Origin of the sequence: Methylocella sp. (genome assembly GCA_037200525.1) — a bacterium.
Lineage (GTDB): Bacteria > Pseudomonadota > Alphaproteobacteria > Rhizobiales > Beijerinckiaceae > Methylocapsa.
In genome coordinates this window covers 290,719-307,954 of the sequence record JBBCGG010000001.1, presented here as the reverse complement: position 1 = coordinate 307,954, position 17,236 = coordinate 290,719, and the positions used below count along the sequence as shown (strand labels likewise).

At 59.7% G+C, this 17,236-nt stretch carries 15 protein-coding genes and 2 pseudogenes; 7 read left to right on the top strand and 10 right to left on the bottom strand.

Annotation, left to right across the window (positions count from 1 at the left end):
• Positions 1-148: 148 nt before the first annotated feature.
• The 3 genes and pseudogenes from WDN46_01470 to rplU all read right to left on the bottom strand — a co-directional run bounded on the left by WDN46_01470 (position 149) and on the right by rplU (position 1,746).
• Positions 149-805: a GNAT family N-acetyltransferase gene (locus WDN46_01470; GenBank protein MEJ0092135.1), complete on the bottom strand. Its 657-nt coding sequence runs from the start codon at positions 803-805 to the stop codon at positions 149-151.
• 196 nt (positions 806-1,001) lie between these two features.
• Positions 1,002-1,277 carry a 50S ribosomal protein L27 gene (rpmA, locus tag WDN46_01465; GenBank protein MEJ0092134.1) on the bottom strand — a complete coding sequence of 92 codons (276 nt, stop codon included), beginning with the start codon at positions 1,275-1,277 and terminating at the stop codon, positions 1,002-1,004.
• A gap of 163 nt (positions 1,278-1,440) precedes the next feature.
• Positions 1,441-1,746 (bottom strand): annotated as a pseudogene (rplU, locus tag WDN46_01460) (50S ribosomal protein L21).
• 593 nt (positions 1,747-2,339) lie between these two features.
• Here rplU and WDN46_01455 point away from each other — a divergent pair.
• Positions 2,340-4,355 carry a M23 family metallopeptidase gene (locus WDN46_01455; protein MEJ0092133.1) on the top strand — a complete coding sequence of 672 codons (2,016 nt, stop codon included), beginning with the start codon at positions 2,340-2,342 and terminating at the stop codon, positions 4,353-4,355.
• A gap of 130 nt (positions 4,356-4,485) precedes the next feature.
• Here the strand turns inward: WDN46_01455 and WDN46_01450 are convergent, their stop codons facing one another.
• The 3 genes from WDN46_01450 to phaC form a co-directional block, all read right to left on the bottom strand.
• Positions 4,486-5,223, bottom strand: coding sequence for a DUF6134 family protein (locus WDN46_01450; protein ID MEJ0092132.1), 738 nt, complete (start codon positions 5,221-5,223; stop codon positions 4,486-4,488).
• A gap of 166 nt (positions 5,224-5,389) precedes the next feature.
• A complete protein-coding gene (gluQRS, locus tag WDN46_01445) occupies positions 5,390-6,286 on the bottom strand; it encodes a tRNA glutamyl-Q(34) synthetase GluQRS (protein MEJ0092131.1) in 897 nt (298 codons plus the stop codon).
• Between the two features lie 243 nt (positions 6,287-6,529).
• Positions 6,530-8,347, bottom strand: a complete 1,818-nt coding sequence (gene phaC / locus WDN46_01440) for a class I poly(R)-hydroxyalkanoic acid synthase (GenBank protein MEJ0092130.1) — start codon at positions 8,345-8,347, stop codon at positions 6,530-6,532.
• Between the two features lie 513 nt (positions 8,348-8,860).
• On the opposite strand from phaC, the gene WDN46_01435 reads away from it, so the two are divergent.
• The 4 genes and pseudogenes from WDN46_01435 (at position 8,861) to WDN46_01420 (ending at position 11,363) form a co-directional block, all read left to right on the top strand.
• Positions 8,861-9,355, top strand: coding sequence for a hypothetical protein (locus WDN46_01435; GenBank protein MEJ0092129.1), 495 nt, complete (start codon positions 8,861-8,863; stop codon positions 9,353-9,355).
• Positions 9,356-9,467: 112 nt separating this feature from the next.
• Positions 9,468-9,941 carry a nuclear transport factor 2 family protein gene (locus tag WDN46_01430; GenBank protein ID MEJ0092128.1) on the top strand — a complete coding sequence of 158 codons (474 nt, stop codon included), beginning with the start codon at positions 9,468-9,470 and terminating at the stop codon, positions 9,939-9,941.
• Between the two features lie 5 nt (positions 9,942-9,946).
• Positions 9,947-10,507 (top strand): TetR/AcrR family transcriptional regulator, encoded by a 561-nt coding sequence (locus WDN46_01425; GenBank protein MEJ0092127.1) that lies wholly within the window; start codon positions 9,947-9,949, stop codon positions 10,505-10,507.
• A gap of 89 nt (positions 10,508-10,596) precedes the next feature.
• A pseudogene (locus WDN46_01420) lies at positions 10,597-11,363 on the top strand (IS5 family transposase).
• A gap of 14 nt (positions 11,364-11,377) precedes the next feature.
• On the opposite strand, the gene bioD reads toward WDN46_01420, so the two are convergent.
• A complete protein-coding gene (gene bioD / locus WDN46_01415) occupies positions 11,378-12,052 on the bottom strand; it encodes a dethiobiotin synthase (protein MEJ0092126.1) in 675 nt (224 codons plus the stop codon).
• 1 nt (position 12,053) lies between these two features.
• The gene (gene bioF, locus WDN46_01410) at positions 12,054-13,202 is read right to left on the bottom strand and encodes an 8-amino-7-oxononanoate synthase (GenBank protein MEJ0092125.1); all 1,149 of its coding nucleotides are present in this window, start codon (positions 13,200-13,202) and stop codon (positions 12,054-12,056) included.
• Between the two features lie 86 nt (positions 13,203-13,288).
• On the opposite strand from bioF, the gene WDN46_01405 reads away from it, so the two are divergent.
• Complete coding sequence (locus WDN46_01405) at positions 13,289-14,572, top strand: adenosylmethionine--8-amino-7-oxononanoate transaminase (GenBank protein MEJ0092124.1); 1,284 nt, start codon at positions 13,289-13,291, stop codon at positions 14,570-14,572.
• Between the two features lie 2 nt (positions 14,573-14,574).
• Here the strand turns inward: WDN46_01405 and WDN46_01400 are convergent, their stop codons facing one another.
• Both WDN46_01400 and WDN46_01395 read right to left on the bottom strand, forming a co-directional pair.
• Positions 14,575-14,778 (bottom strand): hypothetical protein, encoded by a 204-nt coding sequence (locus tag WDN46_01400; GenBank protein MEJ0092123.1) that lies wholly within the window; start codon positions 14,776-14,778, stop codon positions 14,575-14,577.
• Positions 14,779-15,041: 263 nt separating this feature from the next.
• Positions 15,042-16,574, bottom strand: a complete 1,533-nt coding sequence (locus WDN46_01395; GenBank protein MEJ0092122.1) for an acyl-CoA carboxylase subunit beta — start codon at positions 16,572-16,574, stop codon at positions 15,042-15,044.
• 166 nt (positions 16,575-16,740) lie between these two features.
• Here WDN46_01395 and WDN46_01390 point away from each other — a divergent pair, with 166 nt between their 5' ends.
• Positions 16,741-17,148 (top strand): DUF4260 domain-containing protein, encoded by a 408-nt coding sequence (locus WDN46_01390; GenBank protein ID MEJ0092121.1) that lies wholly within the window; start codon positions 16,741-16,743, stop codon positions 17,146-17,148.
• Positions 17,149-17,236: the final 88 nt, after the last annotated feature.

Here is a 17,236-nt window from a genome sequence, read left to right as displayed (position 1 = left end):
TTCGCCCAACGAGAAGCAATTATTCCAAATCGCCGGCGCCGGTCCGGCGACGCAAGCGCCGGCGGCGAACGACATCGCATGATCGTTCCTGATCATGCTTTTTAATCTCTTTGCCTTACCGCAAGATCCCATGCCGAAAGTCCGCCCCTCATGCTTCGACGCACGGCGACGCGGCGAGGGCGGCCCCGTCGCTTACGTCAGGGGTTTGATGCGGCATAGGCGGCAAATTCGGGCTCGAACGGCTCATCGCCCATTGTTTCCGGCCGAGCTGGAACCGGTCGCAAGGATGCAGACCGCCGCGCGCGGGAAGCAGATCAAGCCCGGAATCGATATAGATGAAGCCGCACTTCTCGAGCACGCGGCGAGAGGCGGGGTTGATCGTCCGCGCATTGGCGACAATGCGGTCGGCTTTGGTCAGCGCAAGAACCGCCTCGACCGTCGCCCGGGCGGCCTCTGTGGCGAAGCCCTTGCCCCACGCCGCCGGGGCCAGCACAAAGCCGAACTCGATTTCACCGTCATCCGACATGGTCGCGCTGACGAGTCCAATGATTGGCCGCGAGCCGCCTTTTTGGCTGATCACCAGGATTAGCGCTTTGCCATTGGCGTTATCGGCGCGCGCTTTGAGGACAAACTGCTCCGCTTCGCCAGCCGGATAGGGATGGGGAATCGTCGCAGTCATCCGCGCGATTTCGGGTCGCTGGGCGAAGCTCGCGATTGACGCAGCGTCGCTAGCTCGAGGCCAGCGCAGCCACAGCCGCTTGGTCTCGAGACGGAAAATATCGTCAGAAGTTAAATCCGGGAACATGTGGGCTCCGGTATGCGAATCTCATGCTGAGACTTTGCACCAAAAAAGAGCGATGGCATGGCACCCCACCCCTTTTTAAGCCGCTTATGCGGCTTTCCGGACTTTATTCCCTAAAACTGCAGGGGGTCTTCAATTGAAGAAAACCAAGTCCACCAGGTCTGTGGGATCAGGTGGAGGTTTTCTGTTATCCCCACCTCTATTCTGCGGCTTCTACTTGTGGATGTGGAACTACCGACACGTAAGCGCGTCCGCTGGCTTTGGTCACAAACTTGATTTTGCCTTCGACCAGGGCAAACAGCGTATGATCCGTTCCCATCCCGACATTGTCGCCGGGATGCCAGGTTGTGCCGCGCTGGCGCACAATAATATTGCCCCCGATCACGGACTCGCCGCCGAATTTCTTCACGCCGAGACGTCGGCCCGCGGAGTCGCGGCCGTTGCGGGACGAACCGCCTGCCTTTTTATGCGCCATCGATCTGGCTCCAAATTTTCCAACGATGGATGCGCGTCGCCGCACACCAAACCATTATAACTAACAATCCGCAGGGCTCAAAGAGCGCGGAAGCTCATTCCGCCGGGACGTTTGCAGTCTCGGCTGAAACAGGGGCCGCCGAGGAACGCTGGGCGCCGCCGGTCGAAAGGCCGGTGATCCGCACCAGAGTCAAGTCTTGGCGATGGCCGCGCTTGCGCTTCGAATTCTTGCGCCGCCGCTTCTTGAAGGCGAGGACCTTGGGGCCGCGCTTCTGTGCGACGATCTCGCCAGCGACGCTGGCTCCTTCGATAAAAGGCGCGCCGATCGTCGGTTCGCCCTCTCCGCTGAGCATCAGAACATTGTCGAACGTCACCACATCGCCGGGCGCGCCAGCGAGGCTCATAACTGTTATCGTGTCTTCGGCGGCGACGCTATATTGCTTGCCGCCGGTTTTGATCACTGCGAACATTGTTTTCCCTTATGTTCGATCCGGCTCTTCCGGAGCGGAGGCTCCGGCGGCCGGCTTCTTAGCAGTTGTCGCAAAGCCGTATTTCGTATGCCGGCAAAATCATTCTGCGCGACCGGAATTTTGGTCCGAAGGCACATGAATTTGAACGGCGCAAACGAAAAAACGCGGCCAAAGCGCCGCGCAGGGTTAGTCTGTTACAAAAACGCGCGCTTGTTGTCAACCGCTTCCGAGGCCGCCCAGGAGTTTCGGGGCGAAATGGCTCCCAAAAAACATGCGCCGCATTTGGGCCATCTTCAGCAGGCTTTGTCTCTACAATCAAGGAGTGCATTGAAATCAAAGCGGGAGCATGATCGGGTCTGGCGCGATTGTGCAGAGAGCTTTGACCTCTAAGCGGATTAAGTCGCGTCCGCCATTCCCGCCGCGGCTACGCCCTTCACGCGAGGCCTGTTTTACGAAATAGAATTCCGAGAAAATCGCCTCGAGGTTCCGAATATCGATCCGGGCTCACGTCCCGCGCTTATAAAACTGTCCGGCTCGCATGTGGGCCTTTGAATATTCGAAGAGCAGGCATTGGCTAGGTTCGCACAATCGTAATGACAATGGATTCGCACTTGCGAAGTCATCCGCTTGCGGTGGGCCTTTGGTCCGCCCGCTTTCATGGCGGCATGGATCTTGGCCACGAGCCCGCTATAGAAGCCGATGGCGAGCGCCATTCGTCGTTCGACCGGCGGCGCATATCGCTGCGTTGGTTTTCCGGCACGATTTTGACCGGCCTCTCCGGCGGCGCGCTGATCGGCGCGGCGATTTATGCGGCGCTCGGCAATCAAGCCTATTTCGCCGAGGCGCCCTCGCTCGCGCCGCGCAAGGAAATCAACATCGATTTCGGCGTCAATCAGCATAAAGGCGATCGGCTGGTGCAGTCGGTCGACATCGTCGCAGCGAAACAAACCTTCCGCGCGCCTACGGCGATCAAGGTCGGCGACAAGGAAGTGATGCGGATTCACACCTTTACGCGAGTCGAAACGGGCCTCGTTCTGGCGAGCGCGGGCTTTACCGACGACGTCCCGCCTTTCAATCCTCTGAAGATTCTGGCCGATGCGCGCAGCCCGATCGATGCGACGCCGGAGCCGGTTCAAGACGACGCCGAAGTTTCATGGTCGATCCGCGACATCGCAGCCGAGAATCTGTCGGCGATCGGCCTGACCGATGATGAGGTTCGGGCGCAGGTGGCCGAACAGGTCAAAGATACGACGACCGCGGGGTCGACGCCGATTGCGCTGCCGCCGCAACTTCTTTTGATGCGCACAAGCCACACTAATTTCCCCGGCGCGCTCGCTTACGCCAATCCCGCCGGGCAGATCAAGGCGACGCCCTTCTCCGCAATTGAAGTGCGCATGGTTCCTGAGAATGTGAGCAACGTCGCGCGTTCGCCGCAGAGCCCGCAGCCAACGCAAATGGAGGAGCGGCTTGTCGTGGTGCGGCACGGCGAAACGCTCGAGGATGTTCTCCGCGCGGCGGGGTTGACGAAAGACAAAATCGCCGCCGTGATCGGAGCTTTCGCGCTCAAACGCAACGAAGTGGCCGCAACCGAGGGCCGCCGCGTCAAACTTCTTTTCACCGATCTAGATGGGTCCGGGCAAGCCAGCACGCTCGCTCGGCTTTCCATCTACTCCGATGAGACCCTGGAAAGCAGCGTCGCCATTGATGACCAGGGCGACTATGTGCGGGTGACGGCGCCGCAGCACCCCGCCAAACAGCCGACGCCGGACAGCGATGAAGAAGATGATCCAGACGGGATGCGGCTCTATGATTCGCTTTACGAGACCGCGCTGAAACAAGAAATTCCTCGCCCGATCATTGATGATCTCGTCCGCATCTTCGCCAATGACGTTGATTTCCAGCGGCCAGTCGCCGGCGGCGACTCTTTTGAGGCTTTTTACGATGAGAGCGAAGAAGGCGACGGACATAATCAGCTGCTCTATGCAACCATAACCGCGCGCAATGAAACCTACCATTACTATCGGTTTCAGACGCCCGATGACGGTCTTCTCGACTTTTACGATCAAGACGGCCGTTCGACGCGCAAATTTCTGGTGCGCACGCCAATTATAAACGCCCGATTCACCTCGGGCTTTGGCCTCCGTTTCCACCCAATTCTTGGTTATTCGCGCCCGCATACGGGCGTTGATTGGGCGGCCCCCATCGGCACGCCCATCTTTGCGGCGGGCAACGGCACGATCACCCAGGCGGGTTGGGATTCAGGCTACGGCCGCCGCATCGAGATCCAGCACGCGAACGGCTACGTTACGACATATAATCATATGTCGGGGTTCGCCCGGGGAGCCGTCGAAGGAACCCGCGTTCGCCAGGGGCAGGTCATTGGCTATCTGGGTCAGACCGGCCTCGCGACCGGCCCGCATCTTCACTATGAAGTCATGGTCAACGGCCATTTCGTCGATCCGATGCGCGTCAAGCTGGCGCGGACCCGCGAGTTCGATGGCGCCATGCTCGCCAATTTCAAGCGCGAACGCGATCGCATCGATGCGCTGCTGGCCAAGGCGCCGACCACGGATCAGCAGGATAAAGTCGCCGAACAGCCGACCAGATAGCGCGCTAGGCTTTTTCCGCAACGCTATTTTAGTCGTCTTTACCCTTTTTATAGGTCAAGGCCTTTCGAGCCGCGCGATCTGTCTCTTGAGCGCGCGACTCTTCGCAGACTGACGTCAACGCAACTCTGCGTCAACGCAAGTCCGAAAGGATCGTCGAATGGTCGGAACCGATCATCTTCATCCGAACCAGGCTGTCGCCCTCAAACCAAAGATCGCGGTCGAAGTCGCCTGGCGACTTTTCAGAAAGTTTGAAGTGACGGGTTTTATGGTTCACGCCTTGAATGGTCAAAGTCTCGTCGCCCAAATCTTTGACGGCGATCGTTATGAGTTTTCCGTCGGCAGGGTCGAACAGCTCGGTCCTGGTGACGAGCTCCTTGCTCCAAAGGCTGGCGGGCGCGATAGCCTTCGACACCTCGCTCTTCTTCCCGTCTACGATCAGCGTGAGCTTGTCCGGGGTCGGTGAAGGAGCAATCTCGACCGCGTGTTTTGTTCCGTTGTCGTCTGTTTGCGATTTGAAAGCGGTCAATTGACCGTTCTTCCAGGTTTCGCTGCAATTATGCTCGTACCGGTAAGCCTCGATGAACATCACCTTGACGGAAATATTCGTCTTGGTCTTGACGGTCGTCGCATCGGCCTGATGATCGATATCGAGCGCATCGGAGCCAATCTTGTCGCCCTGGCGTAGGATATCGAAGGCCTGATGAGCCTTGGGGGGCAAGGCAGGAGCCGTTGCGTGGGTGGAATCTGGGCGCGCTGCGTCGACGCGGGTCGCGGAATCGCTATGCGCCGGAGGATCGGCAAAAGCAGGAGATATCGCGAAAGGCGAGACAGCGGCCAGGACGGTAAGCACAGCGCCAAAAGATCTCATGTCACCACCGTTATTTGCGTTAGGTCCCGAGTTTGCACAGCAAAAGCGCCCATTTTTGGTCAATCCTGCTTCGTGAGTTCTTTATTTCGCCATAATGGCAGACTTTTTATCTATTTATCTAATGAATTAGGCTTTAGCTAGACTATAAAATCGTGGAGCGGCGGTTTTAGGGCGGCGCTGGCGCGGCGATCAATTCGCTTGCCAGTTTCCGCCGCGCCGCGGCGGGTGAGAGCCCCTCCTGACGTAACGCGCGCAACGACTTTGCGCGCGTGCTTTTGGATAATTTGTGCCCTGAAGCGTCGCGCAGAAGCCTATGATGATAATAGGCGGGCGCCGGGAGATCGAGCAGCGCTTGCAGCAAGCGATGCAGATGCGTCGCCATGAACAAGTCCTCGCCGCGCACGATGTCGCTCACGCCCTGTAGCGCATCGTCGACGACAACAGCGATATGATAGCTGGTGTGAATGTCCTTGCGCGACAGCACGGCGTCCCCCCAGAGGGCCGGATCGGCGGCGATGTCGCGGCCTTGGCCGCCTGCGCCAAGATCGCGCCAGTCGAGGTTGACGCCTACGCGGGCAAGGGCGGCGTCCATGTCGATCCGCTGAGCCGCCTGCAGACCGCTCGCCAATCGCCGCGCACGCTCCACTTTCGAGAGATGCTTGCAAAGTCCCGGATAGAGCGGCGAGCCGTCCGGATCGCGCGGCCAATCAGGCTTTCCCGCGACGGCGCTCATAATTTCGCCGCGAGAACAGAAGCAGGGATAGGTCAGCCCTTGGTCTTGGAGCCTTTTGAGAGCGCCGGCATAATCGGAAAAATGTTCCGATTGGCGCCGAACCGGCATTTCCCACTTCAGCCCCAGCCAGCTCAGGTCTTCGTAAATCGCCTGTTCAAATTCGGGACGGCAGCGATCGATGTCGATATCCTCGATGCGCAGCAGAAATCGGCCGCCGCAGGCCTCCGCCATGTCGCTGTTCAGCAGGGCTGAATAGGCGTGACCGAGATGAAGATAGCCATTGGACGACGGGGCGAAACGGAAAACGTGGTTTGAAAAAGACCGCGTCATGATTTGGGCCCAAGCCGAAGACAATGCGCGCGGCCGGGGGAGTCGCGACCGTTCGCCAAGATCCGCGCGACAGGACTGGAAGCCGAAATAGGTCCAAATCCACAGTCGCGAATCAAAATATACCGGGTTGCGCAGCCCGAGGCGAATGGAGTTTCGTCATTCTCAATGCGTCGTGAACGAATTTGATGATCGCCCGGAACTCCGCCAGTTGCAGGCGCTGCGCCCTATCGCGCGCCCTTCCGGTCAGTACCGCACCTTGACATATTCGCCGGGCGCATCGCCGAGCGGCGGCAGTTCGCCATCGCCGGGCAGACGCGGCGTCACCCGTTCGGGCGACTGCTGCGTTACCCACTGGATCCAATCGGGCCACCAGCTGCCTTTATGTTCGACGGCGGTTTTCAACCAATCCGCGAATGAGCCAGTTGGAGGCTCGCCCAGCCAATATTGATATTTGGGCTTGCCGACGGGATTGATGACGCCCGCGATGTGACCGGAGCCGGCAAGGACATAGCGGACGTCGCCGCCGAGGAGTTTTGCTCCGATGAAGACCGAATTTGCCGGCGCGATATGATCCTCGCGCGTCGCCAAATGGTAGACCGGCATCGTAATTTTCTTTAGATCAAGCGTTTTACCATCGAATTTGGCGTCGCCGCGCGCCAGACGGTTCTCCAGATAGCAGCCGCGCAGATAGGCGATGTGATTGGCGGCGGTCATCCGCGTCGAGTCCGAGTTCCACGCGAGAAGATCGAAGGCGAGCGGCGGTTTGCCTTTCATGTAATTATTGACAACATAGGACCAGATAAGATCGTCCGGCCGCAGCATGTTGAAAGCCGTCGACATGGTTGAGGCTTCAAGATAGCCGTTCGCAGCCATTCTCTGCTCGAGATCGCCGAGATGCTCCTCGTCGACGAAGATCCTGAGATCGCCGGCCTGGCTGAAATCGGTTTGGGTCGTAAAGAAAGACGCGCTTTCGATCCGGTCGTCCCCGATCTCTTTCATATAGGCGAGAGTCATGGCGAGCAGAGTTCCGCCGATACAGTAGCCGATCGCCGTGACCTTTTTTTCGTCGGTCGCCTTTTCAATGGCGTCGAGCGCGGCGAAAATGCCTTCGCGCATATAATCTTCAAAGCCCTTGTCGCGATGGCGCGAATCAGGGTTGACCCAGGAGACGATGAACACCGTCAGGCCTTGCGAGACCGCATAGCGCACGAAGCTTTTGTCGGGGTTGAGATCAAGGATATAGAATTTGTTGATCCACGGCGGCACGATCAGCAAAGGCCGCTTGTAGACGCTATCCGTCGTCGGCGCATATTGAATCAGTTCGATGAGATCGTTGCGGAAGATGACTTTGCCGGGCGTCGCCGCGAGATTCACGCCAACTTCGAACTTCGACGAATCGTAGCGGGTGATTTTGAGCCGTCCATTACCGGCCTCGATATCCTGCGCGAGCATCGAGGCGCCGCGGACGAGATTCTCGCCATTCGAGGTCCAGGTTTCCTTCAGCACCTCGGGATTGGTGGCGAAGAAATTCGACGGAGAAAAAGCGCTCGCCATTTGCCGAATATAGAATTTGGCTTTTTCCCGGACGCGAGGATCAAGCGGGCCTGAGCGATCGGCAAGATCATTCGCCCAATGCCAGCCTATCGCGTGCGCCTGACGCAGGAAATCGAAGAAAGGACTTTCGCGCCATTCAGGGGCGGAAAATCTTTTATCGGAAGGATCATAGGGGACGACTGGAGTCTCCAACTCGCCGGAAAGCCGCCGCAAGGTGTTGGCGAAAAGGCCGAGGAAATTCGCCGTAAGGGCGGATTGAGCCTCGACGGTCTTGGCCGGGTCGCTGAGCCAATATTCGGCGACGCGACCAATCGAGCGCAACGCGTCAGAGAGTTCGTTCGAGAGGTCGCTCTTCGATTCGCCATTCTCCGGCGGTTTCAGGGAGGCTGCGACCGCCTTGCTCCCTTGCTCGACGAAGCGAGCGATATTATAGGCCATGCGCTCAAAATCCGGCTTCGGAGCGCTTGGGTCCGCGATCTTCGCCAAAGTTGGAGCGAAGGCCGCCATCGCCGGATGCAGCATGGACGTCGCGGCGGCCGCGGTTTCTTGAGGCGCGCTCTCGACCGCAGCCGCGCGAAGCTTTTTCTCCGCCAACGCTTTAGCTTCGGCCCGCTTTTTCACATTACTGGCTGAGATTCGGGTCTTGCGCTTGCGCCCTCCGGCCTCACCGAGGCTGCTGGTTTTTTTAGGCCTCATGGCGTTCCCATCGTTAGCGTTTTCGGATTAGCGCTGCGGGGAAACGCCGAGTCGAGCGTTTTTCCGTCGCTTTGGCATCCTGCGCATTAGCTCATATATAAGAGCGTAATGCGACGTTTTGAGCCGCAAACGCGCGTTGCTCTGCTTGCCAAGCCGATCATAATGCATTTGCGCGAAGAGGAAACTGGCCGCCGCAATAAAAATGCCTGAAATCAAAGGGGTAGAATTTCAAAGCGCCGTACGTGGAGAGCCCATCGCGTTTCTGACATAATAGCCGCGCAGCAAGTTAACTGAATTAAGCACTCTGGGGACCATCGCCGCTTGATGAAACGAAAACGGCTTCAATATTCGGGATCGAGCGCGGCATGGGCGGCTTTGCTGGCCGTTTTGGCCTGTGCGGGGCTGTGTCTCTATCCGCAGAGTCTGCAGGCTGAGACTGTCAGCCCGCAGGAGCCGCAGCAACAAGCGCCAAAAACCCCAGCGCCCGCAGCCAAAGCTGCGCCCAAAAAAACAGCCGGCACTCCGCTAGACACCATAAAGAACACCCGGATTTGGGCGGACGTGCCGGAGGCCAGGGATTTCGTTCGTCAATCGCGCACGCCAACCGACAAGCTCGATTATCAGCCAACCACCGGAACTGATCCGCAACGGCCAAAGCTCAGAACCAAGGCCGAACTCGAGGCGCTCCAGACCGAACTTGAAGACGCACTCGCGCATAATGGGGCGCGGACCGGGCAGCGCACGGCTCCGAAATCGCCGCAGGCAGCAGCGACGGATGCGGCTAAGAAAGCCAAACCCGATAAAGGCGCCGCCAACTGATTGCGCACGGTTGGGCGCAGCTTGGACATTGACAGGGTGTTGGCTCGAGAGTACCGCTTCGTCGGTCTGTACCATTCGGTACAAGATCAACGCGAAGATGGGAGACCAAGCCATGTCGAACGAACAACGGCCGCCGCTACCGCCCTTTACCCATGAGACCGCCGTTCAGAAAGTGCGCGGGGCAGAGGACGGCTGGAACAGCCGCGACCCTGCCCGAGTCTCGCTCGTGTACACAGTGGACAGCTATTGGCGCAACCGCGCCGAATTTATCGTCGGTAGGCCGGCGATCGTTGAATTTTTGACGCGCAAATGGACCAGAGAGCTCGACTACCGATTGATCAAAGAACTTTGGGCGTTTACCGGAAATAGAATCGCCGTCCGCTTCGCCTATGAATGCCATGACGACTCTGGCAACTGGTTCCGTTCCTACGGTAATGAGAATTGGGAATTTGGCGAGGACGGGCTGATGCAGAAACGCTTCGCCTGCATCAATGACCTGCCGATCAAGGAATCCGAGCGCAAATTCTTCTGGCCTCTCGGCGCCCGCCCCGCTGACCATCCGGGCCTTTCCGACCTCGGTCTCTGACAGCGATGGCGAGGGTCGCCACTGAGCGCGCCGATATAGTCGCCTCACTGGCGGAGATCTTTCGCGAGAATGGTTTTGAGGGCGCGAGCCTCGCGCTGATCAGTCAAAAGACCGGTCTTGGAAAGGGCAGTCTCTATTACCTGTTTCCCGGCGGGAAAGAGGATATGGCGGCCGCCGTGCTCCAGGATATCGGCGGCTGGTTTGAGGAGAATATCTATCGGCCGTTGCGCGAGGCTGACGATCCTCGCGCCGCCATCAAGGCCATGAGCCGGTCTGTCGCCGATTATTTCCACTCCGGCCGGAGAGTGTGTCTCGTCGGCGTCTTCGCGTTGGATAATGTGCGCGACCGTTTCGCCGTACGAATCCGCAACTATTTTGCGGCCTGGAACGAAGCGCTCGCCGGCGCGCTGGAAAGAGACGGCGAAGATCCCGCAAGAGCGCTTAGGCTTGCCGAAGAAGCCGTCGCCAACATACAGGGCGTTATAGTGCTCTCGCGCGCGCTCTGCGATACCGACGTATTCGAGCGGGGAATGGCTCGCATCGAGGAACGGCTTCTTTCGCGCTGAGGCTAGGCCGTTGTGACGAATTCGGCGTTTGGGGGATTCTCGCGAGGATCTTTCCATGATTCAAGGCTGATTTTTGGAGATCAGCCTTGATGATTCGGGATGTCGATGCGCTGCGAGACGATCAATGGGAGCGGCTTTGTGATCTTGTGCCAGGCGGAAGAGCCGGCCAGCGCGGGCCGCGCTGCGACAATCGACGCTTCGTCGACGCGCTGTTATGGATGGCCCGCTCGGGCGGCCGCTGGCGCGATCTGCCCGAACGCTTCGGCGACCATCAGGCGGTGAAACGCCGCTACTATCGCTGGATCGAGCGCGGCGCCTTGGACGGATTTCTTGAGGCATTCACCGCCGAGGCCGATCTCGAATGGCTGATGATCGACTCAACAATCGTGCGCGCCCATCAGCACGCGGCCGGCGCAAGGATCGCCAAAGGGGGGCGGATGCCCAAGGCCTGGGCCGCTCTCGCGGTGGTTTGAGCACCAAAATCCACGCCGCGACAGACGCGCTCGGCAACCCCGTTCGGCTCCTTCTCGGACCTGGGCAGCGCAACGACATCACAAAAGCGCACGCCCTGATCGAAGGCTTTGCGGCCGATGCGATCATCGCCGATAAAGGTTATGACGCCAATCACTTGCGCAAGGCTGTTCTTATGCGTGAGGCTGAGCCGGTGATCCCATCAAAATCCAATCGCCGCGCGCCGCTCCCCTACGACAAGGCGCTCTACAAGGAGCGCAATCTCGTCGAGCGTTTCTTCAATAAACTGAAGCAGTTCCGGCGCGTCGCAACCCGATACGACAAGCTCCTCGCAAACTACCGAGGCTTCGTATTGCTCGCCGCTATTGCTATCATGCTCAGGTAATTCGTCACTACTGCCTAGATCGACGCGCTCAACTGCGCGAATGCGGCTTCGTTCGCGCTGGGGGAGGCATCCCGCCGCAAGGCCACCAAAGGCGCCGCCACAAAATTGCCGAGCGTCGCAAGGGTTGCGTCTAAATCAACCGAAGATCCTGGCGTCTCGCTGATCGCGATCGCCTGCGCCCTGAGGCCATGCAGCCGCAGCGTTTCGAGCGCCGACAATGTGTGGCTGATCGCGCCGAGATAGCTGCCGCCGACGAAAATCAGCGGCAAGTCGAGCGCGACCATCAGATCGAGTTGGGTGGCGACGCGATTGATCGGAACCATGACGCCTCCGACGCCCTCGATCAGCAGCACGTCTTCGGCCGCAAGAATCGCTTTTTTGCAAAAGCTTTCAACCTCCGCCATGTCGATTGCCCGCGCCTCGGCGTCCGCCGCCATGTCTGGAGACAGCGGCGCCTTGAAGCGCCAGGGCGAGATTTGCGCCAGTTCTCGCTCGGTTGCCGCCCGCGCGAGAGCGCAGAGCAGGATGGCGGGGTCGCTGCCGGCGGGCTGCGCCGGATCAAAGCCGCTGACGATGGGTTTCAGGGCTTCGACGATGCGGCCTTGGCCTCGCAGATGGCGGATAAGCCCCGCGGTCACGAAGGTTTTGCCGACATCCGTTCCTGAGCCCGTGACAAAAAATGCAGTCATGTCAGACCTCCAGAACCGAGCGCAAAACCTCCGCGAGTAGGGCGATGTCTTCGTCCTTGTGCATGGCTGTGAAGGCAAAGCGCAGCCGCGCGGTGCCGGTTGGAACCGTCGGAGGGCGGATCGCAGTCACGAGAAAGCCCGCGTCCGCCAATTGGCGAGAGGCGGCCAAGGTCGCCTCCGGCTCGCCGATGATTAGCGGGACGATGGGGCTTTGCGCCTCCGGCAGCCCGAGATGGGCGGTAAAGACGCGGGCCTTGGCCAGCGGTTTCTGAACGAGCTCCGGCTGTGTCTCGATAATTTTCAGCGCGGCGATAGCGGCGGCGGCCGAGGCGGGAGGGAGCCCAGTTGAATAGATAAAGGTCCGCGCGCGGGTCTTGATGAGGTCGATCACCGGTTGCGAGGCGCACAAATAGCCGCCATAGCCGCCGATCGCCTTCGACAAGGTTCCCATTTGCAATGGAACCGGCGGGTCGCCCGCCGCCGCCACCGAGCCGCGTCCCCCGCCGACGACCCCTAGCCCATGCGCGTCATCGCTCATCAGCCAGACATCATGGGAGGCGCAAAGCGCGGCAAGCTCCGCCAGAGGCGCGCGATCGCCGTCCATGGAGAAAATCCCGTCGGTGACCAGCAGCGCACGGACGAATCCGGCGCGGTTGGCGCTGAGCAATTCCCCGGCATGCGCAACGTCATTATGCCGGAAGATTACGGTTTTGCCCGGCGATAACTGAGCCCCCGCAAAGAGGCAGGCGTGCGCCAGTTCGTCGATCAGTATGAGGTCATTTGGCCCCGCGAGGGTCGGAATGATGCCGGCATTGGCGAGATAGCCCGAACCGAAAACGCAGGCTGCTTCCGTCCCTTTGATGCGGGCGAGGCGGCTTTCCAGTTCCTGGAACAAAGGATGATTGCCGGTGACGAGGCGCGACGCCCCGGCCCCAACGCCATAAAGCGCGATGGCGGCCGAGGCGGCGGCTTTGACCGCCGGATGATGCGTGAGATTGAGATAATCATTGCAGGAGAAGGACAACAGCCTGCGGTTTCCGCGGGTGATCCAGAGACCGTCCTCGCGCGCGCTTTCAATGAGGGTGCGGCGGAGGCGCTTTGAATCGAGTTCGGCCAGTTTTGCCGAGGCGAAGTCGTCAAGGGACTGCATGTTCGGTCGTTTAGCCTCGTTGACGCGGGAGTAGCGCTGGATTAGGCGAAGCCTTGGGCAAAAGCACCAAGGCCGGAGGCGAACTTATGAGCTGTCAACCGCCGGATTGGTTTACCGAGGGACTCCCGCATATCTGGCTGCCTTATACGCAGATGCGGACCGCGACCCCGCCTTTGCCTGTCGTCCGCACGAATGGTTCGCGGATAACGCTCGCCGACGGCCGCGAGCTTATTGATGGAATCGCCAGCTGGTGGACCGCCTGCCACGGCTATAATCATCCTCATATCGCCGAAGCCGTCACCCGCCAGCTGCATGCGATGCCGCATATCATGTTCGGCGGCCTCGTGCACGAGCCGGCGCTGACTTTAGCGCGCCGTCTCGTCAATCTGCTGCCAAAGCCCCTTGATCGCGTGTTTTTCTCCGACAGCGGCTCCGTCGCTGTCGAGGTGGCGATGAAAATGGCCGTGCAGTTCTGGCTGAACAAGGGCGCCAGCCAGCGCACGCGCTTTCTGGCGTTCAGGGGCGGCTACCACGGCGATACATTCGCGACCATGGCGGTTTGCGATCCGGAAGAAGGAATGCACGCCCTTTTCTCCAAAGCGCTGACCCAGCAGATCACCGCCGACCTGCCCGTCGACGCTGCGAGCGAGGTGGCGTTTGAGGCGTTGCTCGATACCCATGCTTCTGAATTGGCCGCCATTTTAGTCGAGCCAATAGCTCAAGGCGCGGGCGGCATGATTTTTCATTCCCCTGAGGTTTTGCAAAAACTCAGACGCGCGGCCGACCGGCGCGGCATTCTGTTGATTTTCGATGAGGTCTTCACCGGCTTTGGCCGCACCGGAACGCTGTTTGCTTGCGAAGCGGCGGGCGTTGTGCCGGACATCATCACTTTGTCGAAGGCGCTTACCGGCGGAACCATGGGTCTTGCCGCGACCATCGCGACCAGCGCGGTGTTCGAGGCGTTCCTCTCGACCGAGCCGACGCACGCCCTGATGCATGGCCCGACTTTTATGGCAAATCCGCTCGCTTGCGCCGCCGCCAACGCCTCGCTCGACCTATTCGAGAGCGAGCCCCGCCTTGGGCAGGTCGCGAAGATCGCCGAGATTCTTGCCCGCGATCTCGAACCATGCCGCAATTTATCGCGCGTCCGAGATGTGAGGGTCAAAGGCGCGATCGGCGTCGTCGAACTCGACCGCATAGACGACATGAATGATTTGAAGCGCCGTTTCATCGAGGCGGGCGTCTGGGTGCGCCCGTTTCGCAATATCGTGTATTTGACTCCAGCCTTCACCATCGACGAGGCCGATTTACAGCGGCTCACCGGCTCGATCGTTTCAGTTTTGCAGGAGTGGACGCGCGAGGCGAGGTAGAATCAGTCGCCGGCGCAGACAGTCCGCGTCTCGGTGCGGGTCACAGCGTAACCCTCGTCGAGGGAAACCTGATGCGTCACGCAACCCTTGCTCGGTGCGGCGTCTGATTGCGCGTCGGCTACGGAAGCCTCGGGCGTTCCCGTGTAAGCGGCAAACATCAGAGCAAGAATGATCACAAAGCCAAAAACCGAAGCAACTCTGATCATGTATTCATATCCAAATTCGAACGCCGCGCCCGCCTATAACAGCTTGGCGGTGGAAACGGTTCCGCTTGCGCAGGAACAATTATAGCCAAGCTAAATCGTAAGCTTGGCGTTAGGTAAACGATGCTCTCTCGCCGAGCAAGTGCAGCGCCGCCACACGTCACAGTTTCCAAGGCGTGCGATTGCGGCGAAACCGGCGCAATGCCCCCAGGCTCAAGGGATCGGAGATTTTGCGAGGAGAGACGCGCCCCCTTGGAGCGCCAAAATCACAGAGGGATATTGTCGTGTTTCTTCCAGGGGTTCTCCAGCTCCTTGTGCCGGAGCATCGCGAGGGCGCATGCGACTCGCTTGCGCGTCGCATGCGGCATAATGACCTCGTCGATGTAGCCGCGCTCCGCAGCGACGAAGGGCGAGAGAAAGCGCTCTTCATATTCACGCGTGCGCTCGGCGATTTTCGCCGGATCATTCATGTCCTGCCGGAAAATGATCTCAACCGCGCCCTTCGCGCCCATGACCGCGATTTGCGCCGTCGGCCAGGCGAAATTGATGTCGCCGCGCAAATGTTTCGAGGCCATCACGTCATAAGCGCCGCCGAACGCCTTTCGCGTGATGATCGTGACCTTCGGCACCGTCGCCTCGGCATAGGCAAAAAGCAGTTTCGCGCCATGCTTGATGAGGCCGCCATATTCCTGCGCCACTCCGGGCAGGAAGCCCGGCACGTCGACGAAACTGACGATCGGAATATTGAAACAATCGCAAAACCGCACGAAACGGGCCGCTTTGCGCGAGGCGTCGGAATCGAGCACGCCGGCGAGAACCATCGGCTGATTGGCGACGAAGCCGACCGTGCGTCCTTCAATGCGTCCGAAAGCCGTCACGATGTTGCGCGCATGAGCTTCCTGTATTTCAAAAAAATCGCCTTCGTCGACGGTTTTCGCGATGAGTTCCTTGATGTCGTAGGAAAGGTTCGGATGGTCCGGGGCCAAGGTGTCGAGCGAGGGATCGAGCCGGTTCGCATCATCGAAGCTCGGCCACTCGGGAACGTCATCGGTGTTGGATGAAGGCAAAAAATCGATGAGGCGGCGCATTTGCAACAACGCCTCGACGTCGTTGGCGTAGGCGCGATCGGCGACCGCCGTTTTGACCGCATGCACCGAGGCGCCGCCCAGCTCTTCCGCGCTGACGCTCTCATTTGTGACGGTCTTGACGACTTCGGGGCCGGTTACGAACATGTAGCTCGTGCCCTGCACCATGAATATGAAATCGGTCATCGCCGGAGAATAGACGTCGCCGCCGGCGCAAGGCCCCATGATCAGCGAGATCTGCGGGATGACGCCGGAAGCCAGAACATTGCGCTGGAAGACTTCGCCATAGCCGGCGAGCGCTGCGACGCCCTCCTGGATGCGGGCGCCGCCGGAGTCGAAGAGGCCAATGATCGGGGCGCGGTTGCGCAGCGCCATGTCCTGCACCTTGGTGATTTTGCGCGCATGAGTTTCGGACAGCGAGCCGCCGAAGACGGTGAAATCCTTGGCGTAGACGTAGACCGTGCGGCCATTGACGGTGCCCCAGCCCGTGACGACGCCATCGCCGGGAATATGCTGCTGATCCATGCCGAAATCGGTCGCGCGGTGCTGCACGAACATGTCGAATTCTTCGAACGAGCCATGATCGAGCAGAAGCTCGATTCGTTCGCGCGCGGTGAGTTTTCCGCGTTTGTGCTGCGCCAGGGTGCGCAGCCTTCCGCCGCCGGCTTTTGCTTCGGCGCGGCGCTCATCGAGCTGTTGAAGAATATGTTTCATTGAACCTGTCCCGGCCTGGCGGTCAATTCAAGTTGAAGCGATCATGATCTATCTGCTTCGTCTCGAGCATGATCTTATCTGAAAGATCTGCAACTTCTGCGCTTGGGCGATCGGCCGTTCTCAAGAGAAATCCTGCCCTGGGGCACGCCAAGGAGACTCTAATCGAATGATCGCCAAAGCGCAGAACTTCGTCAACGGCGCGCCGCGCCTCTTGTTGCGGGCCGAAGGGCTCGCCGTCGCCGTCGCCTCCATCGCAGCTTTCGGCCGGATCGATGGCTCCTGGCTCCTCTTTGCGACGTTAATCCTCGCGCCCGACCTTTCGATGCTCGTCTATCTCGCAGGACCGCGCCTTGGCGCCGCCGCCTACAACGCCGTTCATATTTATCTTGGCCCGCTCGCCCTCCTTGGCGGCGCCGCGGCCTTGGCGTCCCCGACTGGAATTGCAATCGCGCTGATCTGGAGCGCGCATATCGGCATCGATCGCGCGCTCGGCTATGTGAAATACGGCGACGCCTTCACCTCCACTCACCTTGGCCGCATCGGCGCCCGCAGCGAGGATCAAGCGCGGGCATAAGTGACGTGGCTCAGCCCCTGGAGTCTTTCGGCCGATCCGCGGTGCATCGACTTGCTTTGCTAAAAGCCGTCATCGCTTCTATTCAGAC

Coding starts and splice junctions, on each gene's coding strand:
- WDN46_01395 (MEJ0092122.1), bottom strand. CDS start 16,574: ATGAAACATATTCTTCAACAGCTCGATGAGCGCCGCGCCGAAGCAAAA.
- WDN46_01470 (MEJ0092135.1), bottom strand. CDS start 805: ATGTTCCCGGATTTAACTTCTGACGATATTTTCCGTCTCGAGACCAAG.
- WDN46_01405 (MEJ0092124.1), top strand. CDS start 13,289: ATGAGCTGTCAACCGCCGGATTGGTTTACCGAGGGACTCCCGCATATC.
- WDN46_01435 (MEJ0092129.1), top strand. CDS start 8,861: ATGAAACGAAAACGGCTTCAATATTCGGGATCGAGCGCGGCATGGGCG.
- rpmA (MEJ0092134.1), bottom strand. CDS start 1,277: ATGGCGCATAAAAAGGCAGGCGGTTCGTCCCGCAACGGCCGCGACTCC.
- WDN46_01455 (MEJ0092133.1), top strand. CDS start 2,340: ATGACAATGGATTCGCACTTGCGAAGTCATCCGCTTGCGGTGGGCCTT.
- gluQRS (MEJ0092131.1), bottom strand. CDS start 6,286: ATGACGCGGTCTTTTTCAAACCACGTTTTCCGTTTCGCCCCGTCGTCC.
- bioF (MEJ0092125.1), bottom strand. CDS start 13,202: ATGCAGTCCCTTGACGACTTCGCCTCGGCAAAACTGGCCGAACTCGAT.
- WDN46_01390 (MEJ0092121.1), top strand. CDS start 16,741: ATGATCGCCAAAGCGCAGAACTTCGTCAACGGCGCGCCGCGCCTCTTG.
- WDN46_01450 (MEJ0092132.1), bottom strand. CDS start 5,223: ATGAGATCTTTTGGCGCTGTGCTTACCGTCCTGGCCGCTGTCTCGCCT.
- WDN46_01425 (MEJ0092127.1), top strand. CDS start 9,947: ATGGCGAGGGTCGCCACTGAGCGCGCCGATATAGTCGCCTCACTGGCG.
- phaC (MEJ0092130.1), bottom strand. CDS start 8,347: ATGGCGGCCTTCGCTCCAACTTTGGCGAAGATCGCGGACCCAAGCGCT.
- bioD (MEJ0092126.1), bottom strand. CDS start 12,052: ATGACTGCATTTTTTGTCACGGGCTCAGGAACGGATGTCGGCAAAACC.
- WDN46_01430 (MEJ0092128.1), top strand. CDS start 9,468: ATGTCGAACGAACAACGGCCGCCGCTACCGCCCTTTACCCATGAGACC.
- WDN46_01400 (MEJ0092123.1), bottom strand. CDS start 14,778: ATGATCAGAGTTGCTTCGGTTTTTGGCTTTGTGATCATTCTTGCTCTG.